At 75.7% G+C, this 25,344-nt stretch carries 24 protein-coding genes and 1 pseudogene; 1 reads left to right on the top strand and 24 read right to left on the bottom strand.

Translation table 11 applies throughout. The features are described 5' to 3' along the window. Position 1: 1 nt before the first annotated feature. The 21 genes and pseudogenes from BJP59_RS07805 to BJP59_RS07705 all read right to left on the bottom strand — a co-directional run bounded on the left by BJP59_RS07805 (position 2) and on the right by BJP59_RS07705 (position 21,338). Positions 2 to 361: a hypothetical protein gene (locus BJP59_RS07805; RefSeq protein ID WP_194522625.1), complete on the bottom strand. Its 360-nt coding sequence runs from the start codon at positions 359 to 361 to the stop codon at positions 2 to 4. Positions 362 to 406: 45 nt separating this feature from the next. Further along, the gene (locus BJP59_RS07800; protein ID WP_336244617.1) at positions 407 to 1,141 is read right to left on the bottom strand and encodes an HAD family hydrolase; all 735 of its coding nucleotides are present in this window, start codon (positions 1,139 to 1,141) and stop codon (positions 407 to 409) included. After that, the gene (locus BJP59_RS07795; RefSeq protein WP_194522624.1) at positions 1,138 to 3,501 is read right to left on the bottom strand and encodes a primosomal protein N'; all 2,364 of its coding nucleotides are present in this window, start codon (positions 3,499 to 3,501) and stop codon (positions 1,138 to 1,140) included. Before BJP59_RS07795 ends, BJP59_RS07800 begins: the two co-directional genes overlap by 4 nt. A 145-nt stretch (positions 3,502 to 3,646) precedes the next feature. Then, positions 3,647 to 4,843: a methionine adenosyltransferase gene (gene metK, locus BJP59_RS07790; protein WP_034653075.1), complete on the bottom strand. Its 1,197-nt coding sequence runs from the start codon at positions 4,841 to 4,843 to the stop codon at positions 3,647 to 3,649. A 63-nt stretch (positions 4,844 to 4,906) separates the two neighbouring features. Further along, positions 4,907 to 6,220: a bifunctional phosphopantothenoylcysteine decarboxylase/phosphopantothenate synthase gene (locus BJP59_RS07785; protein ID WP_194522623.1), complete on the bottom strand. Its 1,314-nt coding sequence runs from the start codon at positions 6,218 to 6,220 to the stop codon at positions 4,907 to 4,909. Positions 6,221 to 6,342: 122 nt separating this feature from the next. Next, positions 6,343 to 6,621: a DNA-directed RNA polymerase subunit omega gene (gene rpoZ / locus BJP59_RS07780; RefSeq protein ID WP_031316460.1), complete on the bottom strand. Its 279-nt coding sequence runs from the start codon at positions 6,619 to 6,621 to the stop codon at positions 6,343 to 6,345. 175 nt (positions 6,622 to 6,796) lie between these two features. After that, positions 6,797 to 7,408, bottom strand: coding sequence for a guanylate kinase (gene gmk, locus BJP59_RS07775; protein ID WP_198163233.1), 612 nt, complete (start codon positions 7,406 to 7,408; stop codon positions 6,797 to 6,799). 103 nt (positions 7,409 to 7,511) lie between these two features. Next, positions 7,512 to 7,823, bottom strand: a complete 312-nt coding sequence (gene mihF, locus BJP59_RS07770; RefSeq protein WP_194522622.1) for an integration host factor, actinobacterial type — start codon at positions 7,821 to 7,823, stop codon at positions 7,512 to 7,514. 266 nt (positions 7,824 to 8,089) lie between these two features. Further along, a complete protein-coding gene (locus BJP59_RS07765) occupies positions 8,090 to 8,965 on the bottom strand; it encodes a tyrosine-protein phosphatase (protein WP_194522621.1) in 876 nt (291 codons plus the stop codon). Between the two features lie 89 nt (positions 8,966 to 9,054). Further along, a complete protein-coding gene (pyrF, locus tag BJP59_RS07760; protein ID WP_085387981.1) occupies positions 9,055 to 9,924 on the bottom strand; it encodes an orotidine-5'-phosphate decarboxylase in 870 nt (289 codons plus the stop codon). Further along, positions 9,921 to 13,292, bottom strand: a complete 3,372-nt coding sequence (gene carB / locus BJP59_RS07755) for a carbamoyl-phosphate synthase large subunit (protein ID WP_194522620.1) — start codon at positions 13,290 to 13,292, stop codon at positions 9,921 to 9,923. The genes pyrF and carB overlap by 4 nt, the downstream gene beginning before the upstream one ends. A 2-nt stretch (positions 13,293 to 13,294) precedes the next feature. Then, a complete protein-coding gene (carA, locus tag BJP59_RS07750) occupies positions 13,295 to 14,533 on the bottom strand; it encodes a glutamine-hydrolyzing carbamoyl-phosphate synthase small subunit (RefSeq protein ID WP_228485412.1) in 1,239 nt (412 codons plus the stop codon). 44 nt (positions 14,534 to 14,577) lie between these two features. Continuing rightward, positions 14,578 to 15,276: a PH-like domain-containing protein gene (locus BJP59_RS07745; RefSeq protein WP_194523161.1), complete on the bottom strand. Its 699-nt coding sequence runs from the start codon at positions 15,274 to 15,276 to the stop codon at positions 14,578 to 14,580. Positions 15,277 to 15,292: 16 nt separating this feature from the next. Further along, positions 15,293 to 16,633, bottom strand: a pseudogene (locus BJP59_RS07740) (dihydroorotase); the annotation flags it as partial. Continuing rightward, positions 16,630 to 17,721, bottom strand: a complete 1,092-nt coding sequence (locus tag BJP59_RS07735; protein WP_194522619.1) for an aspartate carbamoyltransferase catalytic subunit — start codon at positions 17,719 to 17,721, stop codon at positions 16,630 to 16,632. The pseudogene BJP59_RS07740 and the gene BJP59_RS07735, both read right to left, overlap by 4 nt. Beyond that, the gene (gene pyrR / locus BJP59_RS07730) at positions 17,718 to 18,401 is read right to left on the bottom strand and encodes a bifunctional pyr operon transcriptional regulator/uracil phosphoribosyltransferase PyrR (protein ID WP_061267282.1); all 684 of its coding nucleotides are present in this window, start codon (positions 18,399 to 18,401) and stop codon (positions 17,718 to 17,720) included. The genes BJP59_RS07735 and pyrR overlap by 4 nt, the downstream gene beginning before the upstream one ends. A gap of 180 nt (positions 18,402 to 18,581) precedes the next feature. After that, positions 18,582 to 19,001, bottom strand: a complete 420-nt coding sequence (gene nusB / locus BJP59_RS07725; RefSeq protein WP_021482611.1) for a transcription antitermination factor NusB — start codon at positions 18,999 to 19,001, stop codon at positions 18,582 to 18,584. 33 nt (positions 19,002 to 19,034) lie between these two features. After that, the gene (efp, locus tag BJP59_RS07720; protein WP_021482610.1) at positions 19,035 to 19,598 is read right to left on the bottom strand and encodes an elongation factor P; all 564 of its coding nucleotides are present in this window, start codon (positions 19,596 to 19,598) and stop codon (positions 19,035 to 19,037) included. 107 nt (positions 19,599 to 19,705) lie between these two features. Next, the gene (locus tag BJP59_RS19745; protein WP_051028383.1) at positions 19,706 to 19,999 is read right to left on the bottom strand and encodes a hypothetical protein; all 294 of its coding nucleotides are present in this window, start codon (positions 19,997 to 19,999) and stop codon (positions 19,706 to 19,708) included. A gap of 184 nt (positions 20,000 to 20,183) precedes the next feature. After that, positions 20,184 to 20,822 carry a hypothetical protein gene (locus tag BJP59_RS07710; protein ID WP_061267281.1) on the bottom strand — a complete coding sequence of 213 codons (639 nt, stop codon included), beginning with the start codon at positions 20,820 to 20,822 and terminating at the stop codon, positions 20,184 to 20,186. Between the two features lie 60 nt (positions 20,823 to 20,882). After that, entirely contained in the window at positions 20,883 to 21,338 is a 456-nt protein-coding gene (locus BJP59_RS07705) for a type II 3-dehydroquinate dehydratase (protein ID WP_061267280.1), read from the bottom strand. Between the two features lie 197 nt (positions 21,339 to 21,535). On the opposite strand from BJP59_RS07705, the gene BJP59_RS07700 reads away from it, so the two are divergent. Beyond that, positions 21,536 to 22,303 carry a glycerophosphodiester phosphodiesterase family protein gene (locus BJP59_RS07700; protein ID WP_061267279.1) on the top strand — a complete coding sequence of 256 codons (768 nt, stop codon included), beginning with the start codon at positions 21,536 to 21,538 and terminating at the stop codon, positions 22,301 to 22,303. A gap of 16 nt (positions 22,304 to 22,319) precedes the next feature. On the opposite strand, the gene aroB is transcribed toward BJP59_RS07700, so the two are convergent. Genes aroB through aroC form a run of 3 tightly spaced genes read right to left on the bottom strand, consistent with a single transcriptional unit; the run spans position 22,320 to position 25,335 of the window. Then, positions 22,320 to 23,495 carry a 3-dehydroquinate synthase gene (gene aroB, locus BJP59_RS07695; protein WP_061267278.1) on the bottom strand — a complete coding sequence of 392 codons (1,176 nt, stop codon included), beginning with the start codon at positions 23,493 to 23,495 and terminating at the stop codon, positions 22,320 to 22,322. After that, positions 23,492 to 24,118, bottom strand: a complete 627-nt coding sequence (locus BJP59_RS07690; RefSeq protein ID WP_061267277.1) for a shikimate kinase — start codon at positions 24,116 to 24,118, stop codon at positions 23,492 to 23,494. The genes aroB and BJP59_RS07690 overlap by 4 nt, the downstream gene beginning before the upstream one ends. Continuing rightward, on the bottom strand, positions 24,118 to 25,335 hold the full coding sequence (gene aroC / locus BJP59_RS07685) for a chorismate synthase (RefSeq protein ID WP_076405042.1): 1,218 nt from the start codon (positions 25,333 to 25,335) through the stop codon (positions 24,118 to 24,120). The genes BJP59_RS07690 and aroC overlap by 1 nt, the downstream gene beginning before the upstream one ends. Positions 25,336 to 25,344: the final 9 nt, after the last annotated feature.

Here is a 25,344-nt window from a genome sequence, read left to right as displayed (position 1 = left end):
GTCAGGTCGCCAGCGTGGCGACCGGCGGGAAGGCGGGGAACGCCTCGTCGTCCACGGGAGCGAGCTCGAGGCAGCTCAGCCGGTCGTCGTCGACGAACAGCAGCAGGAGGAAGCGGTCCGTGCCCGCCTCCAGCACGACGCGCGGGCCCTGCGCGGGGACGGGACCGTCGTCGCCGCCCAGGTCGATCGTCGGGCAGGACCCGCACGCGCACCCGCCGCGCACGCGCACCGCGTCGACCTGGGCGAGCCAGCGCCGACGGTCGGCCGCGTCCCGGTCGGGCGCGACCGCCTCGCCGCGGCACCCGTGGCGGAGCATCCAGACGAGCACGTCGCGCTCGAGGGCCGTGAGCGCGCGCGGCACCCCGGCACCCGTCACGACGCGGCGCCCGTCACGACCCAGCGCCCATCACGACCCGGCGCCCTCGGGGCCGACCGGCACGCCCAGGTCGCGCAGCGCCGCGCGCAGGCCCGCCGTGCCCTCGAACAGGTGGGTGCGCAGCCCGAGGCGTCTCGCGGCGTCGACGTTGGCGGGGCTGTCGTCGGTGAACAGCGTCCGGGCCGGGTCGAGACCGAACCGCTCGACCGCGAGCGCGAAGATCGCCGGGTCGGGCTTGGCCAGGCCCTCGCGACCGGAGACCAGCACGTCCTCCATGAGGGCCGTGGCCGGAGCGGCCGGCGCGGCGTGCGCGAAGAGCTCCGCGGACCAGTTCGTCAGCCCGTACAGCCGCAGGCCCAGGTCCCGCAGCTCGCGCACGAGCTCCTCGGAGCCCTCGACCGGGCCGGTGAGCGTCGCGGGGAACCGCTCGACGTACCGGTCCAGGAGCGCGACGTGGTGCGGGTGGGTCGCCGCCACGCGGTCGCGCGCGTCCTGCCACGTCGCACCGGCGTCCCGCTCGTGGTTGAGCACCCGGAAGTCCACGTCGGCGAAGAACGCGTCCACGTCCCGCCGGTCGACGCCGTCGTACGCACCGTACGGGTCCCAGCCCACCAGGACGTTGCCGAAGTCGTACAGCACGGCGTCGATCTCGCGGGCGGCGGGTGCCAGGTCGCGGTCGGGGGTCTCGTCGGCGGACGCCTCGGTGACGGGGGCGACGGTCGGGACGGCGGGCACGGGGCGGTGCGTCACAGGGCGGTGCGTCACAGGATCTCCTTCGGGTCGAGCTCCACCCGCACGCTACCCGGCTCCCGCCGCGCGGACCGGACCGCGACGGACGCACCGAGCTCGCGCGCCAGCCGGCGGCCGTCGCGCACCGGGACCCGCACCACCGCCCGCACGGGCGGGGCGTCCACCAGCCCGGGCGCCGCGCCGTCCGCCCCGTCGGCACCCCGCCCGCGCGGCGACGCCGCCACCTCCACCGGACCCAGCACCGTCTCCGGGCCCGCGAGCGCCACCCGGCCCAGCACCGCCGCCACCGCGGGACGGTCGCCCGTCACCGCCGCCACCCGGACCGCCGGCGGCAGCGACAGCTCCACCCGCTCGTCCAGCTCCCGGTCCGCGAGGAGCGCCGGGTCCCAGCGCACGAGGGCGTTCGTCGGCGCGGGCGCGGCGTCGCCCACGAGCAGCACCTGCCCGCCCGCCGTCGCGGGCCGCACGAGCGCCGCCGCGGCGAGCCAGCGCGCCAGCGCGTCCTGCGCCACGTCCAGCCCGACGTGCGCCGTGCTCACCGCCGCGTCCAGCAGCAGCGCCGCCGCGTACCCGCCCTCGGCGACCGGCTCGGCGCCCGGCGTCGCGACCACGAGCGCAGGACGCGCGGACACCGCCCCCAGCACCCCGCCCGCCGCCGCGGCACCCGACACCTGCACCGGGACCCCCGCGAACGCACGGCCCAGCTCCTCCGCGGTGCGCTGGGACCCCACGCGCACCGACCGCAGCCCCGTCCAGTGGCACTCCGCGCACGACCACCCGCCCGCGAGCGCCCCGCACCACGCGCACTGGGGCGTCGCCTGGGGGCCGGACAGCGCGAGCGGCCCGTGGCACACCGTGCAGCGCGCGGGCGTGCGGCACCGGCCGCACGCCACGACCGGCACGTACCCCGACCGCGGCACCTGCACCAGCACCGGCCCTTGCTCCAGCGCCGCGCGCGCCGTGCGCCACGCGGCCGTCGGGATGCGCGCCGCGGCGCCCGGTCCCTCCGCCGCCAGCTCGACCGAGGTCAGCGCCCGCACGCGCGGCGCCCGGGCCCGCACGACGTCGCGCGGCGCCGCGAGCTCGTGCGCCCAGCCCCGTACGACGAGCGCGTGCGCCGCGACCGTGCGCCCGTGCGACCCCAGCAGGAACGCCGCGCCCTCCTGGTCGCTGCGCAGCGCGAGCACCTCGCGCGCGTGCGGGTACGGGGCGCGCGGTTCCGCGAGCGTGTCCTCGCCGTCGTTCCAGCAGACCACCAGCCCGAGGTCGACCACGGGTGCGAACGCCGCCGCACGGGTCCCCACGACGACGCGCGCGTCACCGTGCAGGACGGCGAGGAACGCGCGGTAGCGCGGCGCGGGCCCCTCGTCGGCCGTCAGCCGCACCACCTCGCCCCCGGTCGCCGCGTCCCACGCGGGCAGCCCGGCGGCCGCGAGCGCGGCGCACACCTGGTCGACGTCGCGCGCGTCCGGCACGACGACGAGCGCGCCCCGCCCGCCCGAGCGGGCCGCGCGCACCGCCTCGGCGACCGCGGCCGCCCAGTGCGTGACGGGCAGCGCGTCGGGCTCCTTGCGGGAGCGGCCCGCGCCGCGCCGACCCTCGGGGACCGTCTCGGGTGCCGGGGGCGCGAGACCGGGGAGCGCGGTCCACACGGCCCGGGGCGCCCCGCCGCCCGCGACGTGCGCGAGGAACGCGGCGCCGGCCCGGTACGGGGCCCACACGGACTCCTGGTGCGGCGCCCGCGCCGGGGCGGGCAGCGACCCGGGAACGGGCTCGGCAGGCGCGGGAACGGGCTCGTCGACGGGAGGACCCGCAGGAGCCGCCTCGGCGGCGACGGCGCCCTCGCTCGAGGCGACCGGGGCGTCCCCGGCCGGGGACGATCCCGGCGCGGGCACCGCGCCGGGGGCGGACCGTGCCGCGAAGGACTGCTCGGCGCGCGCGTGCCGCGGCGGCACGGCGAGGCGCAGCACGTCCGAGAGCGTGCCCGCGTAGTGGTCGGCGACCGTGCGCGCGAGCCGGGCGACGGCGGGTGCGAGCACGGGCTCGGCCGACACGACGCGCCGCAGCGGCAGCAGGCGCCCGTCGTGGTCCGAGCGGTCGACGCGCTCCAGCACGTACCCGTCGACGTCCCGGCCCGCGAACCGCACCTTGACCCGCACCCCCGGGCGCGCGTCGTCGGACATCGTGGCGGGCACGAGGTAGTCGAAGGGGCGGTCCAGGTGCGGGGGCGCGAGGTCGAGCGCGAGGCGCGCCACCGGCAGGTGCGCGGCGATCTGGTGCGACGCCGGCGGCGCGGGCCCCCGGCGCGGCGCGGCGGGCGCGACGGTGAGCAGGGTGTCCTGCACCGCCCGCGACGTGTCCTCCGGCTCGCTCACGACGCCATCGAACCACGCGCCGCCGTCACGACCGGCGCGCTCACGACCTCGCTCACGACGGTGCGCCGGGCAGTGCGCCCGGCACCCGCGGTGCCGTGCCGCCCGGGTACGCGGCCGTCGCCCGCGACCGGCGCGACGACGCTCCTCACACCTGGGACTGCAGGTCCGCGACGCGGTCCGTGCGCTCCCACGTGAACTGCTCGAGCTCGCGCCCGAAGTGCCCGTAGGCCGCCGTCGGGGCGTAGATGGGACGCAGCAGGTCCAGGTCGCGGATGATCGCCGCCGGGCGCAGGTCGAACACCTCGCGGATCGCGGCCGTGATGCGCTCGACCGGGACCTTCTCCGTGCCGAACGTCTCCACGTACAGGCCGACGGGGTGCGCCTTGCCGATCGCGTACGCGACCTGCACCTCGCAGCGCCGCGCCAGACCCGCGGCGACGACGTTCTTCGCGACCCAGCGCGTCGCGTACGCGGCCGAGCGGTCCACCTTCGACGGGTCCTTGCCGGAGAACGCGCCCCCGCCGTGGCGGGCCATGCCGCCGTACGTGTCGACGATGATCTTGCGGCCCGTCAGGCCCGCGTCGCCCTGCGGGCCGCCCACGACGAACGTGCCGGTGGGGTTGACGAACAGGCGCGTCGCGCGCACGTCGAGGTCGAGGCCCGCGGCGTCCAGCACGGGGGCCACGACCTGCGCCGCGACCTGCCGGTGCAGCTCGTCCTGACGGACGTCCGGGTCGTGCTGCGTCGAGAGGACCACCGTGTCGAGGCTGACCGCGCGGTCGCCGTCGTACCCGACGGTGACCTGCGTCTTGCCGTCCGGGCGCAGGCCCGGCACCGTGCCGTCCCGGCGCACCGCCGCCAGGCGCTCGGCGAGACGGTGCGCGAGCCACACCGGCAGGGGCATGAGGCTCGGCGTGTCGTCGCTCGCGTACCCGAACATCAGGCCCTGGTCGCCCGCGCCCTGCGCGTCGAGGGGGTCGTGGTCGCCCTGGTCGTCGCGCTCCTCGAGGCTCTTGTCGACGCCCTGCGCGATGTCCGGCGACTGCTGGCCGATCGACACCGAGATGCCGCACGAGTCCGCGTCGAAGCCGATCACCGACGACGTGTACCCGATCCGGCGCACGACGTCGCGCACGATCTGCGGGATCTCGACGTACGCGTCGGTCGTCACCTCGCCGGCGACGTGCACCAGGCCCGTGGTGACCATCGTCTCCACCGCCACGCGGGACGTCGGGTCCTGCGCGAGGAGCGCGTCGAGGATCGCGTCGGAGATCTGGTCGCAGACCTTGTCCGGGTGCCCCTCGGTGACGGACTCGGACGTGAAGAGACGCAGCTCAGCCATGGCGCACAGCCTACTGTCCCGAAAGGTGGGCGAGCATATCCGGCAGGCGAGACGAGACGCGGGTCACTCGTCGGCCCCGGCCCGCTCGTCCGACGGCGCCACGCGCGGCACGACGACGTCCCACACCGCGTCCGCGACCTCGCCCTTCGACCCGCTCGCCGTCGCGACGACGTCCCCCGCGCCGTCGACCACGGTCACGTCGTTCGCGTCGACCGCGAACCCGCGACCCTCGCCCACGGCGTTGACCACGAGCAGGTCCGCGCCCTTGCGCCGCGCCTTGGCCCGGCCGTGGTCGAGCACGGACCCGTGCGCGTCACCGGTCTCCGCCGCGAAGCCGACCACCACCTGGCCCGGGCGCAGCCGGTCGCGGGCGAGCTCGGCGAGCACGTCCGGGTTCTCCACGAGCGCGATCGGCTCGGGCCCCTGGCCCGGCACCTTCTTGATCTTCGCGTCGGGCGCATGGGCCGGGCGGAAGTCCGCGACGGCCGCCGCCATGACCACGACGTCCGCCCCGGCCGCCGCCGACCGCACCGCGTCGCGCAGCTGCGCCGTCGTCTCGACCTCCACCACGGCGTCGGGCACGCCCCCGGGCACGCGCACGAGCGCCGCCACGTCCGGGGAGAGGTTCGCCGCCACGAGCGTGACGTGCGCGCCGCGCGCCGCCGCCGCACGCGCGAGCTCGACGCCCTGACGCCCGCTCGACCGGTTGCCGATGAACCGCACCGGGTCGATGGGCTCGCGCGTGCCGCCCGCCGACACCACGACGCGCCGGCCCGCGAGATCCTGCGCGGGCCCGCTGCCGGGCCCGTGGCCGGGCTCCGCGCCCGCGTCGGCGGCGTTCGCGCGGGACGCGTCCTCCACGACGGCGAGCGCGACGCGCGCGATCTCGTCCGGCTCGGGCAGGCGCCCCGGCCCGGTGTCCGCCCCCGTGAGGCGGCCGGACGCCGGCTCGATCACGTGCACGCCCCGCGCCCGCAGCGTCGCCACGTTCGCGACCGTCGCCGGGTGCTCCCACATCTCCGTGTGCATCGCGGGCGCCATGACCACCGGGCAGCGCGCGGTGAGCAGCGTCGAGGTCAGCAGGTCGTCCGCGCGCCCGGCCGCCGCGCGCGCGAGCAGGTCCGCCGTGGCGGGCGCCACGACCACGAGGTCGGCGCCCTGCCCCAGGGCGACGTGCGGCACGTGCTCGACGTCCTCGAACACCTGGTCCGTGGCCGGCTCGCCCGACAGCGCCTCCCACGTGGGCGCGCCCACGAAGCGCAGGGCGGACGCCGTCGGCACCACCCGCACCCGATGGCCCTGCTCCCGCAGCAGCCGCAGCAGCAGCACGGCCTTGTACGCCGCGACCCCGCCGCTCACGCCGAGCACGATCCGCATGTCGTTCCTCCTGGAGGTCCGGCTCAGACCCGTCGCCGAACGCGGCGGGACAGGGGGCCCGCGCACCCGGGCGCGGACGCACGAACGCCGCGCCCTCCGGTGGAGGTGCGCGGCGTGCGGGCTCAGGCCTCGGGGGCCTCGTCGGGCTCGGCCTCGATCGTCAGCAGGCCCGCGTTGATCTCGCGCATCGCGATCGAGAGCGGCTTCTCCTGGTTGCGCGTCTCGAGCAGCGGCCCGACGTTCTCCAGCAGGCCCTCGCTGAGCTGCGAGTAGTACGCGTTGATCTGGCGCGCGCGCTTGGCCGAGTAGATGACCAGCGCGTACTTCGAGTCGACGTGCTCGAGCAGGTCGTCGATGGGCGGGTCGGTGATGCCCTCGGGGGCGGCGACGGTTCCGGACACAGTTCGCTCCGTGGGTTCAAGGGTCTGCAGCGGGCGCTGCAGCTGGTCGATGGCGGCGGCGCGCACGGCGCCCCCGTCCGGGACCGGGCGGCCGCGGCACCACGTCGCAGGACGGGCCGCCGACCGGGCCTCGGGCCCACGGGGGAACGCCCGCGCACGGGCACCGCAGGACAGTCTACTCGCTGTGCCCCTCGCCGTGCCCGGACGGCACGGGGGACGACGCCGGGGACGAGCCCTCCGCCGGGACGGGACGGGGCTCGAGCCCCATGACGCGCACCAGCTCGTCCGTCGCGCGGTGCACCTCGTCGTTGACGATGACGTGGTCGAACTCCGACTCCGCCGCGAGCTCGACCCGGGCCGTCGTCAGCCGGCGCTCCCGCTCCTCCGCGTCCTCCGTGCCGCGGCCGACCAGGCGACGCACGAGCTCGTCCCAGCTCGGCGGCGCCAGGAACACGAACCGGGCCTCGGGCATCGACGCCCGGACCTGCCGCGCACCCTGGAGGTCGATCTCCAGGAGCGCCGGCACGCCCGCGGCGAGCTTCTCCTCGACCGCGCGCCGGGGCGTGCCGTAGCTGTTGCGCCCGTGCACGACGGCCCACTCCAGCAGCTCACGGTCCGCGACCATGCGCGCGAACTCGTCCGGGCCGACGAACAGGTAGTGCACGCCGTCCACCTCGCCCGGCCGCGGGTCGCGCGTCGTCGCCGACACGGACAGCCACACCTCTGGGTAGCGGGCCCGGATGTCGGCCGACACCGTGCCCTTCCCGACGGCGGTCGGGCCGGCCAGGACGGTCAGGCGGGCGGGGCCGGGGACGACGGGCGGCGACGCCGACTCCGTGGTCTCCCCGGCGGGGACGGACGGCGTCGGCTCGGACGGGTGCGCGGAAATGTCAGCCAAACCTCTCGATGAGGGCCGCGGACTGGTGGGGGCCGAGGCCGCGGACACGACGTGTCTCGGCGATCCCGATCTCGTCCATGATCGCCCGAGCCTTCACCTTACCCACGCCGGGCAGGGACTCCAGCAACGAGACGACCTTGAGCTTGCCGATCATGTCGTCCGTCTGGCCGCGCTCGATGACCTCCTTCAGGGAGCCCTGGGAGTACTTGAGCCGGTTCTTCACCTCGGCGCGCACGCGTCGTGCCTCCGCGGCCTTCTCGAGCGCCGCCGCGCGCTGTTCTGGGGTCAGGGGTGGAAGTGCCACGCAAGTCACCTACTCGTCGTCAGGCGGATGGGCCCACTCAGTCGTCCCGGCGTGCCCGCAGGTGGAGCCCCGCCCGGGTGGATCACCCGGGCGACCTGCGCCGACGCACGGAGCCGACCCCTCGAAAGTAGCGAGCCTCGGGCGATCGGGCAACGACTGGGCATGGCGCGTCGTCCGCGGCCGTACCGGGTCGGTCTCCGTCACGGCCCCGGCAGCGGGCCGGGAACGACGGCGGAAACGAGGGCGGGACGCGGATCGGGGGCGGCTCAGGACGCCACGAGGCGCGCCACGAGCGCGTCGCGCACCGCCGTCGTCACGCCGCACGCCACGAGGTAGTCGTCGATGCTCCCGTGCTCGCGCACCGCCAGCTCCCACGCGCCCTCCAGGTACGCGGGCTCGACGGTGAGGACCGGCGCCAGCGCCTCGGGCGACAGCCCCGGCAGCGGGGGCACGAGCGCGGCGAGCCCCTCGGCCACGGCCGCGCTCGCGAGGTACTCGGCCATGCGCTCCTCCTCCGGGACCCCCGCGACGTACTGCACGAGCGCCACGACCCAGCCCGTGCGGTCCTTGCCCGCCGAGCAGTGCACGACGCTCGCGCCGTCGGCCGCGGCGACGTCCGCCAGGACACGGCCGACCGTCTCCCGGATGCCCGGGTCCGTGACGAACGTCGCGTACACGCCGTGCATGAGGCGCCGCGCGACCGCGGCCGGGTCGTCGGCCGCGAGCAGGCCCGCGACGAGCTCCGCCGGGTCCGCCGAGGCGCCCGCGCCCGCTCCCCCGTCGACCAGGCCCGGCGTCGGGTCCATGCCCCGGCGCAGCACGCGCACGCCGCCCGGGACGGCGTCCGCGCCGTCGCGCGCGAGCTCGTCCCCGCCGCGCAGGTCGACGACCGTCCGGACGTCCAGGTCGACGAGCGCGGCCTGGCCCGCGGGGGTGAGCCGGGACAGGCTCGCCGTGCGCAGCAGCACGCCCGTCCGCAGCGGCTCGTCGTGACCGGCCGGCACCGCCCGACCGCCCACGTCGCGCGCGTTCCACGTGCCCGGCACGTCCAGGGCGCCCGGCACGGCGCCCGGCGGGGGCAGCTCCGGAGGCGTACCGGCAGCGGTCGGGGCGGGGTCGGTCGTCTCGTCGCGGGAGGTCATGGGCGCAGTCTGGCACGGGACCGCGGGGCACGACGGCGACCGGGCCAGCACCCGCGAGGGTGCCGGCCCGGTCCCGCGAGGTGGGGGTCTCAACCGCGCAGGGCCTGCGCCGCCTCGTCCGTGGCGGCGCGGGCCGCCGCGCGCAGCGCGTCCGCGTCCGGCCCGGCGCGCAGCACCCCGCGCGACGACGACGCGAGCACCTGGCGCCGCGCGTCGCCGAAGACGGCGGCGAGCTCGGCCGCGCCCGCGCCCTGCGCGCCCACGCCGGGCGCGAGGAGCGGCCCGCGCACGGCCGCGAGGTCGGTCCCCGTGCGCGCCGCGGCGTCCGCGATCGTCGCGCCCACCACGAGCCCGACCGGCCCGAGCGCGTCGCCCGCGGCGACGACCGGGGCGTTCACCTGCGCCGCCTCGCGCGCGACGTGCGCCGCGACGGACTCCACGCCCGCCCCGGCGCCCCGGCGCGCGTGCTGCACCTCGGCGCCCTCGGGGTTCGACGTCAGACACAGCACGAACAGGCCGCGCCCCGTCTCCAGCGCCGCGTCCACCGCGGGCTGCAGCGACCCGAACCCCAGGTACGGGGACACGGTCAGCGCGTCCGCCGCGAGCGGCGACCCGTCGCGCAGGTACGCGTCGGCGTACGCGGCCATGGTCGAGCCGATGTCGCCGCGCTTGGCGTCCATGATCGTCAGCGTCCCGGCGGCGCGGGCCGCCGCGAGGACCTCCTCCAGCGCTGCGACGCCGCGCGACCCGTGGCGCTCGAAGAACGCCGACTGCGGCTTGACCGCGGCGACGCGGCCCCCGACCGCCTCGACGACCCGCAGGCCGAACTCGCGCAGCCCGGAGGCGTCGTCGGGCAGGCCCCAGTCCGCGAGCAGGCCCGGGTGCGGGTCGATGCCCACGCACAGCGGCCCGTGGTCCGCCGTCGCCGCCGCGAGGCGCGCGCCGAAGCCCGCGCTCACGCGCCCACCCGCTCCGCGGCGGGAGCGGGCAGCTCGACGCCGTCGGTCAGGCCCTCGCCCGCCATGTGCTCCTGGAGGCTCGCGACCGCGAACGGCCCGGCGAGGACGGCCTCGATGCCCTGCACCGCGGCGGCGAGCTGGTCGACCGTCGTCGCGATCGGCTTGTCGGCCGCCGTCGTGGCCGCGCGGATCTCGTAGCCGTCGGCCCGCGCGCCCTGCCCGGACGGCGTGTTGATGACCATGTCCACCTCGCCGGCCGTGATGAGGTCGACGATCGTCGGCTCGCCGTCCGCCCCGCGGCCCGCGGAGAACTTGCGCACCACGCGCGACGCGATGCCGTTGCGGCGCAGCACGCTCGACGTGCCGTCCGTCGCGAGGATCTCGAAGCCGAGCTCCGCGAGGCGCTTGACCGGGAAGACGATCGAGCGCTTGTCGCGGTCCGCGACCGAGACGAACACGCGGCCCGACGTCGGCAGCCCGCCGAACGCGGCGGCCTGCGACTTGGCGAACGCGTGCGGGAAGTCGCGGTCGAAGCCCATGACCTCGCCCGTCGAGCGCATCTCGGGGCCGAGCACCGTGTCGACCACGACGCCGTCCGCGGTGCGGAAGCGCTTGAACGGCAGGACCGCCTCCTTGACCGCGATCGGCGCGTCGAGCGGGAGCGTGCCGCCGTCGCCCTCGGCGGGCAGCACGCCCGCGGCGCGCAGCTCCGCGATCGACTCGCCCGCCATGACGCGCGCCGCGGCCTTCGCGAGCGACGTGCCCGTCGCCTTCGAGACGAACGGCACCGTGCGCGACGCGCGGGGGTTGGCCTCCAGGACGTAGAGCACGTCGGAGACGAGCGCGTACTGCACGTTGAGCAGGCCGCGCACGCCGACGCCCTTCGCGATGGCCTCGGTCGAGCGGCGGATGCGCTCGATCTCCTGCTCCGAGAGCGACACGGGCGGCAGGACGCACGCCGAGTCGCCCGAGTGGATGCCCGCCTCCTCGATGTGCTCCATCACGCCGCCGAGGAAGAGCTCGGTGCCGTCGTAGAGCGCGTCGACGTCGATCTCCATGGCGTCGTCCAGGAACCGGTCGATGAGCAGCGGCGCGGGCAGCGTCCCGGCCGTGCGGTCCTCCGCCGCGGCCGCCACGAGGGCGCGCTCGACGTAGCCCGTGAGCTGCTCGGCCGAGTACACGATCTCCATGCCGCGCCCGCCGAGCACGTAGGACGGGCGCACGAGCACCGGGTACCCGATGCCGGCCGCGACGTCCTTCGCCTCGTCCAGCGAGCGCGCCGTGCCGAACGCCGGGGCGGGCAGGCCCGCCTCGACGAGCACGCGGCCGAACTCGCCGCGGTCCTCCGCGGCGTCGATCGCCTCGGGGCTCGTGCCGAGGATCGGCAGGCCCGCGTCGGCGAGGCGCTGCGCGAGCGCGAGCGGGGTCTGGCCGCCGAGCTGGACGATGATGCCCTTGACCGGTCCCGCGGCGAGCTCCGCCTGGTAGACCTCGAGCACGTCCTCGAACGTCAGCGGCTCGAAGTAGAGGCGGTCGGACGTGTCGTAGTCGGTCGAGACCGTCTCCGGGTTGCAGTTGACCATGACCGTCTCGTAGCGCTCGCGCAGCGTGAGGGCCGCGTGCACGCACGAGTAGTCGAACTCGATGCCCTGGCCGATGCGGTTCGGGCCCGAGCCGAGGATGATCACGGCCTCGCGCTCGCGCGGGGCGACCTCGGTCTCGAGGTCGTACGACGAGTAGTGGTACGGCGTGCGGGCGGCGAACTCGGCCGCGCACGTGTCGACCGTCTTGTAGACGGGCCGGACGCCGAGCGCGTAGCGGACCTCGCGCACGGTCGCCTCGCCCGCCGGGCCCATGCCGCGCAGGCGCGCGACCTGCGCGTCGGACAGGCCGTGCTTCTTCGCCTCGCGCAGCACGTCCTCCGTGAGCGCGGGCGCGTCGGCGACGGCCGCCGCGACCTCGTTGACCAGCTGGATCTGGTCGAGGTACCACGGGTCGATCTTCGTGGCCTCGAACACCTGCTCCACGCTCGCCCCGGCGCGCAGCGCCTGCTGGACGCCGATGATCCGGTTCTCCGTGGGGCGCGCGATGCGCACGAGCAGCTCGTCGAGCTCCGCGCCGGAGACGGGCTCGCCGTCCCAGTGGAAGACCGAGCCGCCCTTGTCGATCGAGCGCAGCGCCTTGCCGAGCGCCTCGGTGAAGTTGCGCCCGAGCGCCATCGCCTCGCCGACCGACTTCATGGTCGTCGTGAGCGTCGGGTCCGCGGCCGGGAACTTCTCGAACGCGAACCGCGGCACCTTGACGACCACGTAGTCGAGCGTCGGCTCGAACGAGGCCGGCGTGACCTGCGTGATGTCGTTGGGGATCTCGTCGAGCGTGTAGCCGACGGCGAGCTTCGCCGCGATCTTCGCGATGGGGAACCCGGTCGCCTTGGACGCGAGCGCGGACGACCGCGAGACGCGCGGGTTCATCTCGATGACGATGACGCGGCCCGTGTCCGGGTCGACGGCGAACTGGATGTTGCAGCCGCCCGTGTCGACGCCGACCTCGCGGATGACGGCGATGCCGATGTCGCGCAGCTTCTGGTACTCGCGGTCGGTGAGCGTGAGCGCGGGCGCGACCGTGATCGAGTCGCCCGTGTGCACGCCGACGGGGTCGACGTTCTCGATCGAGCACACGACCACGACGTTGTCGTTCTTGTCGCGCATGAGCTCGAGCTCGTACTCCTTCCAGCCGAGGATCGACTCCTCGAGGAGCACCTCCGTCACCGGGGAGTAGTGCAGGCCCTGGCCGACGATGCGGCGCAGCTCGTCCTCGTCGTACGCGAAGCCCGAGCCGAGGCCGCCCATCGTGAACGACGGGCGCACGACCATCGGGTAGCCGAGGTCGCCCGCGGCCGCGATCGCCTCGTCGACCGTGTGGACGATGACGGAGCGCGCGGACTTGCCGCCGCACGTCTCGACGACGTCCTTGAACTGCTGACGGTCCTCGCCCTTCTGGATCGCCGCGATGTTCGCGCCGATGAGCTCGACGCCGTACTCGGCGAGGACGCCCGCCTCGTCGAGCGCGATCGCCGCGTTGAGCGCCGTCTGACCGCCGAGCGTCGGCAGCAGCGCGTCGGGGCGCTCCTTGGCGATGATCGACGTGAGGACCTCGGTCGTGATCGGCTCGACGTAGGTCGCGTCGGCGAACTCGGGGTCGGTCATGATCGTCGCCGGGTTCGAGTTCACGAGGACGACCCGCAGGCCCTCCTCCTTGAGCACGCGGCACGCCTGGGTGCCGGAGTAGTCGAACTCGCACGCCTGGCCGATGACGATCGGGCCGGACCCGATGACCAGGACGCTGGAGATGTCGGTTCTGCGAGGCACGGTCAGCTCTCCTTGGTGGTCTGCTCGACGGCGTCGGAGCCCGCGCCCGCCGCGCCGGCGGCGCGACGCGACGTCATGAGCTCGACGAAGCGGTCGAAGAGGTACGCGGCGTCGTGGGGGCCGGCCGCGGCCTCGGGGTGGTACTGGACGGAGAAGGCGGGCAGGTCGAGGCACTCGAGCCCCTCGACCACCTGGTCGTTGAGCCCGACGTGGGACACGACGACACGCCCGTAGCGGCCGCGGTCGTGCGGGGCGACGGACTCGCCGTCGAGCGGCGCGTCGACCGCGAACCCGTGGTTGTGCGCCGTGACCTCCACCTTGCCGGTGCGGCGGTCCATGACGGGCTGGTTGATGCCGCGGTGGCCGTACGCGAGCTTGTACGTGCCGTAGCCGAGCGCGCGCCCGAGGATCTGGTTGCCGAAGCAGATGCCGAAGAACGGCGTGCCGCGGTCGAGGACGCCGCGCAGCAGCTCGACCTCGTGGGTCGCGGCGCTCGGGTCGCCCGGGCCGTTCGAGAAGAACACGCCGTCGGGCGAGTACGCCTCGATGTCCGCGATCGTCGAGGCCGCGGGCACCACGTGCACGCGCACGCCGCGCTGGGCGAGGCGCTGGGGCGTCATCGACTTGATGCCGAGGTCCACGGCGACGACGGTGGCGACGGGCTCGCCGTCCGGCGTCGTGCCCTCGAAGGGCTCGACGACGTACGCCGTGTCCGTGCTCACCTCGCGGGCGAGGTCGGCGCCGGCCATCGCGGGCGCCGCCTTCACCTCGGCCACGAGGTCCTCCACGGTGCGCGGGTAGCCGTCGCGCACGAGCGCGTCGCCGGAGAAGATGCCCGCGCGCATCACGCCGAGCTCGCGCAGGTGGCGCGTGAGGGCGCGCGTGTCGACGTCGCTGATGCCGACGACGCCCTGGGCCGCGAGCTCCTCGTCGAGGGTGCGCTGCGCGCGCCAGCTCGACGCGCGACGGGCCGCGTCGCGCACGACGTACCCGGCGACCCAGATCTTGCCGGACTCCGGGTCCTCGTCGTTGACGCCCGTGTTCCCGATGTGGGGGGCCGTCATGACGACGATCTGCCGGTGGTAGGAGGGGTCGGTGAGGGTCTCCTGGTAGCCGGTCATGCCGGTGTTGAAGACGATCTCGCCGACGGTCGTGCCGCGCGCGCCGTACGCGCGGCCGGGCTGCACCGTGCCGTCCTCGAGGACGATCAGGGCCCGGTCGGGGGCGGGTGCGCCGGTCACCGAGGTGACTGCGGTCGGTGAGCTCACTGCGTTCGCTGAGGCGGTCAAGGTGCTTCCTCGTCGTTCTCGTCGGTGCCGGGTGCCGCGCTCTCGCGCGTCGGCGCCGGGCCGTCCTGGTCGGTGGGTGCGTCGGTGGCGCTGCTCGGCGCCCCGGTTCGTCGTTCGCGGGTGCCGTCGGCGCCCGCGTCCCGGGGGCGGCCGGCGAGGTCGCGCACGGCCTCCAGGAGACGCGGGACGTCGTGGTCGTGGCGCGGCATGAGGCCGGTGTCCAGCCGGACCTCGGGGTGCGCCGGGACCTCGGGGGCGTCGGCGGGGACCGGCTCGGCCGGGACGGACCACGTCACGACGACGATGGCTTCCTTCCCGACGAACTTCCCCGCCATGCCCGGGGTGAGGGCGACGTCCTCGACGGCCGCCGCGGGGACCCACACGTCGTCGGCGCCGCGGCGCGCGACGTGCAGGCCGGCGTCGTACACGGTGACCTGGGCCTGCGCCCGGTCGCCGAGGCCGTGGGCGCCGACGCGCGCGAGCCAGTCGCCCGCGAGCGTGCTCGACACGTACAGCGCGTCGAGCGGGCCGAGCACGACGCCGCCGCGCGCGGCCTCCGCCGGCACGACGGGCGGCGTCGGGACGAAGCCCGCGGAGCGGCGCACGAGCCGGCGACGGCCGACGAGCACGAGCGTCAGCAGGACGACGCCGAGCACGATCCAGATCCCGGCCGCGACGGGCTGCGGCAGGTTCACGCCCCCACCCCCGACCGGCCGCGACCGCCTCGACGGGCGCGCCGTCGAGCACGGTGGCCCGGCCCCGCAGGAACGTCGCGACGACCGCACCGGGCAGCTCGCGGCCCTGGAAGGGCGTGTTGGTGCTCGCGGTGGCCTGCCCTGCGCCGTCGACCACGCGCCGCGCGGCCGGGTCGACGAGCGTGACGTTCGCGGGCTCGCCGACCTCGAGCGGGCGGCCCTGGGCGCGCTCCCCCGAGTCGATGCGGCCGATGCGCGCGGGCGCGCTCGACAGCACGCGCGCGACGTCGGCCCACGTCATGCGACCCGTGTCGACCATGGTCTGCTGCACGACGCTCAGCGCCGTCTCGAGGCCCGTCATGCCGAACGCGGCCGCGGCCCACTCGCAGTCCTTGTCCTCGCGCGCGTGCGGCGCGTGGTCGGTCGCGACGATGTCGATCGTGCCGTCGGCGAGGCCCTCGCGCACCGCCTCGACGTCCGCGGCCGTGCGCAGCGGCGGGTTGACCTTGAACGTCGGGTCGTAGCCGCGCGCCAGGTCGTCGGTGAGCACGAGGTGGTGCGGCGTGACCTCGGCCGTGACGTCGATCCCGCGGCCCTTGGCCCAGCGGACGATCTCGACCGAGCCGGCGGTCGAGAGGTGGCACACGTGCAGGCGCGAGCCCACGTGCTCCGCGAGGAGCACGTCGCGCGCGATGATCGCCTCCTCGGCGACCGCGGGCCAGCCCGCCAGGCCGAGCTCCGCCGACACGACGCCCTCGTTCATCTGGGCGCCCTCGGTGAGGCGAGGCTCCTGCGCGTGCTGGGCGACGACGCCGTCGAACGCCTTGACGTACTCGAGGGCGCGGCGCATGAGGATCGGGTCGTCGACGCACTTCCCGTCGTCCGAGAACACCCGCACGCGGGCCGCGGAGTCGGCCATCGCGCCGAGCTCGGCGAGCTGCTCGCCCGCGAGCCCGACGGAGACGGCGCCCACGGGGTGCACGTCGACCCAGCCCGCGTCGCGCCCGAGACGCCACACCTGCTCGACGACGCCCGCGGTGTCCGCGACCGGGGTCGTGTTCGCCATCGCGTGCACGGCCGTGAAGCCGCCCGCCGCCGCGGCGCGGGTGCCGGACGCGATCGTCTCGGCGTCCTCGCGCCCCGGCTCGCGCAGGTGGGTGTGCAGGTCGACCAGCCCGGGCAGGGCGACGAGGCCCGTCGCGTCGACGACGACGGTGCCGTCGTCGTCCGCGGCGCGCGCGGCGCCGACCGGGGCGAGCTCGGCGACCACGCCGTCCGCGAGGACGAGGTCGACGGGGTCGCCGCCCAGCGGGCGCGCGCCGCGCAGGACGTACGTGGTGGTTGCGGCGCTGCTCACGAGGCGGAGACCCTTTCGACGGCGGGGACGGGCTGGGCGGAGGGCAGGGCCGCGGCCGACGCCGCGGCGTCGGCCTCGTCGCTGCCCGCGAGGAGGAGGTAGAGCACGGCCATGCGCACGGCGACGCCGTTCGCGACCTGCTCGACGATCACCGCGCGCGGCGAGTCCGCCGCCTGCGCGGAGATCTCGAGGCCGCGGTTCATGGGGCCGGGGTGCAGGACGACGGCGTGCTCGGCGAGGAGCCCGAGGCGCCGGGCGTCGAGCCCGTACTTGCGGCTGTACTCGAGCGGGTTCGGGAAGAAGGCCCCGCCCCCCGCGCCGGCGCCGCTCATGCGCTCGCGCTGCACGCGCAGCATCATCACGGCGTCGGGGCCGCCGTGCGCCGTGTCTCCAGCGAGGGCCGCGTCCAGGTCGTAGGAGACCTCGCACGGCCACGTCTGGACGCCGACCGGCAGGAGCGTGGGCGGCGCGACGAGCGTCACGCGGGCCCCGAGCGTGTGCAGCAGGTGGACGTTCGAGCGCGCGACCCGCGAGTGCAGCACGTCGCCGACGATCGCGACGTGGCGCCCGTCGAGGCCCGCGCCGCGCGCCGCGGCGTCGTCGGGACCGCTCGCCCCCGGCGACGTCAGTCCCGTCCCGGTGAGGTGGCGGCGCAGCGTGTACGCGTCGAGGAGCGCCTGCGTCGGGTGCTGGTGCATGCCGTCGCCCGCGTTGACCACGGCCGCGTCGAGCCAGCCCGCGTGCGCGAGCAGGTGCGGGGCGCCCGACGCCTGGTGCCGCACGACGACCGCGTCCGCGCCCATCGCCTGGAGCGTCAGCGCGGTGTCCTTGAGCGACTCGCCCTTGGACACGCTCGACCCCTTGGCCGAGAAGTTGATGACGTCCGCGGACAGCCGCTTCGCGGCGGTCTCGAAGGAGATGCGCGTGCGGGTGGAGTCCTCGTAGAAGAGGTTGACGACCGTGCGACCGCGCAGCGTCGGGAGCTTCTTGATCTCGCGGGACTGCGTCGCGGCCATCTGGGCGGACGTGTCGAGGATGCGGATCGCGTCGGCACGCCCGAGGTCCTGGGTCGAGAGCAGGTGCCTCATGCGCGGGCCTCCCCGTCCTCGGAGGAGCCCGGCTGTGCAGCAGCGGGCCGGATGACCACCGCGTCGGCGGACGCGTCGCCCGCCGCGGGAGCGCCGTCGATCTCGGCGAGGCGCACGCTCACGCGCTCGGACGTCGACGTGGGCAGGTTCTTGCCCACGAAGTCGGGGCGGATCGGCAGCTCCCGGTGGCCGCGGTCGACGAGCGCCGCGAGCTGCACCGCGCGCGGGCGGCCGAGGTCGCTGATCGCGTCGAGCGCGGCCCGGATCGTGCGGCCGGAGTACAGGACGTCGTCGACGAGGACCACGACCTTGCCGTCGATCCCCGACGCGGGAAGGCGCGTCGCGCCGATCGTGCGCGTCGGGTGGCGGTGCAGGTCGTCGCGGTACATCGTCACGTCGAGCTCGCCGACGATCGCGTGCGGGTCGGGCGCGCCGTCTGCCTCGATCGCGGCGAGGCGCTCGGCGAGCCGGGCCGCGAGCGGGACGCCGCGCGTCGGGATGCCGAGGAGGACGAGGTCGTGGGCTCCCTTGTTGCGCTCCACGATCTCGTGGGCGATGCGCGTCAGCGCGCGGGAGATGTCCGCCGCCGTGAGGACGACGGTCCCGGCGGTCGGCCCCGTCTCGGGGTCGGACCCCGGCCGAGGTACGGATGGTGTGGGCACAGCAGCGCCAGAGCTCATGTCCGGCGACCTCCTTCCCCGCCTCACAGGACGGGCCTTAAAGGATGTCTGACGGTCACCCACCCTACCGCCGGTGGTCCGGCGGCCGGGTGCGCGTCCCGCCCGGTGGGACGCGGCGTCGGTCACACCCGTGACCGACGCCGCGCGAGGCGTCGTCCCGGCCGGGGCCGGGCGCCGCGGTCAGGCCGTGATCGTCGGCTTCATCTCGACGATGCGCGCGAGCAGCCCGTTGACGAACGACGGCGAGTCGTCGGTCGACAGGGAGCGCGCGAGGTCGACGGCCTCGTCGATCGCGACGACGTCGGGGACGTCGTCGTTGAAGAGGATCTCCCAGCCGCCGATGCGCAGCAGCGCCCGGTCGACGGCGGGCATGCGCTCGAGCGTCCACCCGTGGGAGTACGTCTCGAGCAGCTCGTCGATGCGCTCGCGGTGGGCGAGCACACCCTCGACGATGTCGACCGCGTACTGCGGCAGCGCGGTCTGCGCCGTCCCGGGGTCGGCGACGCGCTCCGCGAGGAGGGTCGTCGGGTCCACGTGACGCTGCTCCGCCTCGAAGAGGACGTCGAGCGCGCGCTTGCGCGCCTTGGTGCGTGCGGCCATGTCAGTCCGTCGTCTGTCCGTCGGTGCCGGCGGTCAGTCGTTCACGCGGCCGAGGTACGACCCGTCACGCGTGTCGACCTTGACCTTGGTGCCCTGCTCGAGGAAGAGCGGGACCTGGATCTGCGCGCCCGTCTCGAGCGTCGCGGGCTTGGTGCCGCCCGTCGAGCGGTCGCCCTGCAGGCCCGGCTCGGTGTACGTGATCTCGAGGACGACCGAGGCGGGCAGCTCGATGTAGAGCGGCTGGCCGTCGTTCGACGCGATGAGCACGTTCTGGTTCTCGAGCATGTAGTCCTTGGCGTCGCCCACGATCTCGGCACCTACCGTGATCTGGTCGTACGTCGAGGTGTCCATGAACACGTAGTCCGCGCCGTCCTGGTACAGGTACTGGAAGTCACGGCGGTCGACGTTGGCGGTCTCGATCTTGAGGCCGGCGTTGAACGTCTTGTCGATCGTCTTGCCCGTCATGACGTTCTTGATCTTGGTGCGGACGAACGCGCCACCCTTGCCGGGCTTGACGTGCTGGAACTCGATCACGGTCCACAGCTGGCCGTCGAGTCGCAGCACGGTGCCGTTCTTGATGTCGTTGGTGGTCGCCACGTTCGTCTTCCTGTCGGAGGGTCAGCGGTCCCGTCGACGCGCTGCCGCGTGCCGGGACGGCACGACGGGGCCACGAGAGCGGGATGCGGAAATGGGCCTTGACGATCTTACCGGAGCGCGGCGAGGACCGCGTTCGCCACGACGCCCAGGGTCGCCGCCCAGCACATCGAGGCGAGCGTCCCGATGACGAAGCGCTCCGACGCGACGGGGTGCTCGCGCAGCTCGGGGTAGCGGCCGAGGCCCTTGATCGCGACGACGAAGGCGATGCCGCCCGGCTCGCCCGCGAGGAGGCAGCCCGTGATCGCGAACCGCTCGAGGATCCCGATCCACGTCCCGCCGCGCAGGGCCTTGACGGCCTCCGTCCCGATCGGCCCCGTCGTCGGAGGGGGCGGCGGGGGCACCGGGACGGCCGCCGGGTCCGCCGGGGCACCGCGCCGCGGCCGGCCGGCGCGACCCGGGGCGGCGGAGCCGCCCGCGCGCGCCGCCGCGCGCAGGACCCCTGGGTCACGGGGCCGCCGCCGAGGACGCTCGCGGCGAGCGCGACCACCCAGACGAGCACCACGAGCACGACCGTCACCGGGTCCGTCACGCCTTCTCCTCCTGCCGATCCACCGGCGGCCCCTCGTGGAGCTCGCCCAGCAGCCTCGCGACCACGGGCCGCGCCGCCGCCTCCTCGGGCCACAGCGCGGTGCGCAGCCGCTGGCTGACCGCCTGCTCGGACACGCCGAGCGCGCGAGCCACATCCTTCTGGGTACCTCCCACACGCGCCAGCGCGTCGACGGCCTCCCACCCGGGCGCGGTGCGCCGGTCCACGACCGCCGCGAGGAGGCGCAGGAGCGCCTCGACCTCCGCGGCGCGCGCCGCGGGCTCCCCACGGACGGCCACGGGCGCGGTCGCCGCGCGCGACTTCGCCTGCTCGACCGCCTCGCGGGCGCGCACGAACGCCGTGCCCGACGCCTCGCGCGAGACCGCGGGCAGCGGCTCGTCGACCGGCCCGACGCCGAGGCCGACGCTCCAGCCGCCGTCGCGCAGGAGGTCGAGCACGACCTCGACGACGGCCTCCGGGTCGTCGAGGACGCCCTGGACCTCGTCGCCGACCGTTCGGGCGAACGGGACGACGACGCCGCCGCGGCCCGCCAGCATCTCGTCGAGCCGCGCGAGCACCTCGGGGACGCGGTCGGGACGACCGGTGCTCCCCCGCTGGTCGACGGTCAGCACGTACATGACATCAAGGCTAGACCCTTGTTTGTCGACCATCAATCCCTCAGGCTTGATCAGGGCAGATCAAGCCCGGGTCCCGCGCAGGCGCGCGGCGACGGCCTCGAGCGCGAGCCGGTAGGAGTCGAAGCCGAAGCCCGCGACCGTGCCGGTCGCGACCGCCCCCACGACGGAGTGGCTGCGGAACGCCTCGCGCGCCGCCGGGTTGCTGAGGTGGACCTCGACCAGCAGCAGGCCGGACGTCGTGACCTGCGCGGCGGCGTCGCGCACCGCGTAGGAGTAGTGCGTGAACGCGGCCGGGTTGAGCACCACGTGGGCCCGCGCGTCGACGGCCTCGTGCAGCCAGCCGACGAGCTCGGACTCGTCGTCGGTCTGCCGCACGTCGACCGCGAGGTCGAGCGCGCTCCCCCACGTCGTCGCCGACTCGCGGAGGTCCGCCATCGAGGCCGAGCCGTAGATCTCCGGCTCGCGCACGCCGAGCCGGCCGAGGTTGGGTCCGTTGAGGACGAGCACGCGTTCCATGGCGCCCGAGCCTAGCCGTGCCGGAGCGAGCGACGGCGACACGTCCGGGGCCGCTCCCGACGGGCGACGGACCACGGCCTCGGGCAGGCTGGCGGGGTGACCCTCAGCGCTGCCCGTCCCCGACCTCCGGCACGGCACCCGCACCTGCGCTCCGCGCCCGTCCCCGCATCGTCCGGCGCGCGTCCGCGGACAGCAGCATGAGCGCGACGCGCTACCTCGACGCCCCGTTCGCGGCGCTCGCGCACCGCGGCTTCTCGCGCGACGGTCTCGAGAACTCGATGGCGGCGTTCGCGGCGGCCCGCGAGCTGGGGCTCCGGTACGTCGAGACGGACGCCCACGCGACGTCGGACGGCGTCGCCGTGGCGCTCCACGACGCCTCGCTGGACCGGACGACCGACGCGCGCGGCCTGGTGGCCGACCTCCCGTGGCGCACGGTGCGCACCGCCCGGATCGGCGGCCGGGAGCCGGTGCCGTCGCTGGAGGACGTCCTCGGGACGTGGCCGGACCTCCGCGTGAACGTCGACGTCAAGTCGGCCGCGGCGGCCGAGCCCGTCGCGCGCGCGATCGAGCGCACGCGCGCGCACGACCGCGTGTGCGTCGCGTCGTTCGCCGCGTCGCGGCGGGAGGCGACCGTGGCGCGGCTCTCGCGCCCCGTGACCGTGTCCGGCGCGCGAGGCGCGGTGGTGGGCATGCTGCTCGCGGGGCGGGCGCGGGCGGACGCGCTCGCCCGCCTCGCGGCCCGCTCGGTCGACTGCCTCCAGGTCCCGGTGCGCGAGGGCTGGGTCCGGGTCGTGGACTCGGCGTTCGTGCGGGCCGCGCACCGGGCCGGCGTCGCGGTGCACGCCTGGACGGTCAACGACGCGCCGACGATGCACCGGCTGCTCGACCTCGGGGTCGACGGCATCGTCACCGACCGCTCGGACGTGCTGCGCGACGTGCTCCGCGGACGAGGGCTCTGGGCCTGACCCTGCCGGGGATCCGTCAGAGGGCGATCGGCCCGCGGCCCACCGGGGCGTCCGCCGCGATCTCGGCGTAGGCCGCGGCGAGGAGCGTCGGGTCCGGGCCCTCGAGGCGCGTCGGGCGGGCGACGTCGTCGAGCACCACGAAGCGCAGGAGGTCGCCGCGCGACTTCTTGTCGCGGCGCATGGCGGACAGCAGCTGCTCCCACCGGTCGCCCCGGTAGGTGAGGGGCAGCCCGAGCGAGCCGAGGATCGCGCGGTGGCGGTCGACGACGGCGTCGTCCAGCTTCCCGGCGAGGCGCGAGAGCTCGGCGGCGAACACCATGCCGACGGAGACGGCCGCTCCGTGGCGCCACTGGTAGCGCTCGGTGAGCTCGACGGCGTGGCCCAGCGTGTGGCCGTAGTTGAGGATCTCGCGCAGCCCGGCCTCCTTGAGGTCCTCCCCCACGACGCGCGCCTTGACCGCGACCGAGCGCTCGACGAGCTCGGCGACGACGGCCCAGGTCTCGTCCGTCGTCGGCCGGGTGCCCCACGCGGCGAGCGCGTCGGCGTGCGCCTCGACGAGCTCGAGGATGCGCTCGTCCGCGATGAACCCCGTCTTGACGACCTCCGCGAGCCCCGCGACGAAGTCCCAGCGCCCGAGCGACTCCAGGGCCGCGAGGTCGCACAGGACGCCGGCCGGCGGGTGGAACGCGCCGACGAGGTTCTTGCCCTCGGCGGTGTTGATGCCGGTCTTGCCCCCGACCGCAGCGTCGACCATCGCGAGGAGCGTCGTCGGCACGTGCACCACGCGGATGCCGCGCAGCCAGGTCGCGGCGACGAAGCCGCCGAGGTCCGTCGTCGCGCCGCCGCCGACCGTGACGACCGCGTCCGTGCGCGTGAAGTCCAGCTGCCCGAGCACGCCCCACAGGAATGCGGCGACCTGAGCGGTCTTGGCCTCCTCGGCGTCCGGCACCTCCGCGACGTACGCCTCGTAGCCCGACGCCTTGAGGTCCTCGTGGACGACCTCGGCCGTCGCGGCGAGGGCCGCGGGGTGCACGACGAGCACCCGGCGCACCGAGCCGCCGAGCATCGCGGGCAGCTCGCCGAGCAGGTGGCGCCCCACGACGACGTCGTACGGCTGCTCGCCCGCGACCCGCACGCGCGTCGGCGCGGCGGCGGCCGGGTCCTGGGCGGGGGTGGTGGCGTCGGGGGTCACGCGTTCTCCTGTTCGACCGGGGTGCCGGCGGGGTCGGCCGGCGCGGGTGCGGGCGTCGTGCGCCCCGGGGTGCCGGGCGCGACGTCGCCCGCGAGGTGCCCGCGGATCTCGCGCGCGACCTGGGCGGGCGTGCGCGCGTCGGTGACGACGTGCAGCGTCGAGACCCGCTCGTAGACGGGGCGACGCGCCTCCATGAGGGCGGCCCAGCGCGCCCGCGGGTTGCCGAGCAGGAGCGGGCGCGCCTGGTTGAGGCCGACGCGCGGCGCGGCGTGCGCGAGGCTCACGTCGAGGAACACGACCGTCCCGCCCGCGGCGACGTACGCCGCGAGCGCGGTCTGCGTGTGCTCGTCGAGCACCGCGCCGCCGCCCAGGGCGAGGACGCCGTCGTGCGTGGCGAGCGCGGTCGTCACCGCCTCGCGCTCGAGCTCGCGGAAGTGCGGCTCGCCGTGGTCGACGAAGATGTCCGCGACCGGCTTCCCGGCCGTGGTCTCGACGTCGACGTCCGTGTCGCGCTGCGCGAGGCCGAGCAGCTCGGCCAGGTGGCGCGCGACGGTCGACTTCCCGCTGCCGGGCGGGCCGACCAGCACGACGACCGGGCGGGTCCCCGGGGCGACGGGCGTCATCAGCGCTGCAGCTCGGGGATCGCGGCGAGGTACGCCTCGGCGTTCCGGCGGACCTCCGCGACGGAGTCGCCGCCGAACTTCTCGAGCGCCTGCTCGGCGAGCACGAGCGCGACCATCGCCTCGGCGACGACCGCCGCGGGCGGGACCGCGCACACGTCGGAGCGCTGGTGCTGGGCCTTGGCGACGTCGCCGGTGACGACGTCGACCGTCGCGAGCGCGCGCGGCACCGTCGAGATCGGCTTCATGGCGGCGCGCACGCGCACCACCTCGCCGTTCGACATGCCGCCCTCGACGCCGCCGGCGCGGTTGCTGCGACGGTGGATGCGGCCGTCGGCGCCGCGCTCGATCTCGTCGTGCGCGGCGGACCCGCGGCGGCGCGCGGTGCGGAAGCCGTCGCCGACCTCGACGCCCTTGATCGCCTGGATCCCCATCAGGACGGCGGCGAGGCGCGCGTCGAGGCGACGGTCGCTCTGCGCGTAGGTGCCCAGGCCGGAGGGGACCCCGTACGCGAGCACCTCGACGACGCCGCCGAGGGTGTCGCCCGCCTTCTGGCACTCGTCGATCTCCGCGACCATGGCCGCGGAGGCGTCCGGGTCGAAGCAGCGCACCGGGTCCGCGTCGAGCGCCGTGACGTCGTCGGGGCCGGGCACCGGCGCGTCCTCGGGGACCTCGACCGGCCCGATGGCGACGACGTGCGACACGAGCCGGACGCCGAGCGCCTGCTCGAGGAACTTCGCCGCGGCCGTGCCGAGCGCGACGCGCGTCGCCGTCTCGCGTGCCGAGGCGCGCTCGAGCACGGGGCGCGCGTCCTCGAAGCCGTACTTTCGCATGCCGACGAGGTCGGCGTGCCCCGGGCGGGGCCGGGTGAGCGGGCGGTTGCGCGCGATCTCCCGGACGTCGCCCGTCCCGGCGTCGACGAGCAGGGCCTCGGGCGGCACCGGGTCCGACGACATGACGTCGACCCACTTGGGCCACTCGGAGTTCGCGATCTCGATGGCCAGCGGCCCGCCCTGGGTCACCCCGTGGCGCAGGCCGCCGAGGACGCGCAGCTCGTCCTGCTCGAACTTCTGCCGCGAACCGCGGCCGTACCCGAGGCGGCGGCGCGCGAGCGCGGCGCGCACGTCGTCCGTCGTGAGCTCGACGCCCGCGGGCAGCCCGTCGAGGATCCCGACCAGCGCCTCGCCGTGCGACTCACCCGATGTCAACCAACGCAGCATGATCGCCAT

Origin of the sequence: Cellulosimicrobium sp. JZ28 (assembly GCF_015327065.1) — a bacterium.
In the GTDB taxonomy this organism is placed as follows: domain Bacteria; phylum Actinomycetota; class Actinomycetes; order Actinomycetales; family Cellulomonadaceae; genus Cellulosimicrobium; species Cellulosimicrobium funkei.
This window is presented reverse-complemented; position numbering and strand designations above follow the sequence as displayed.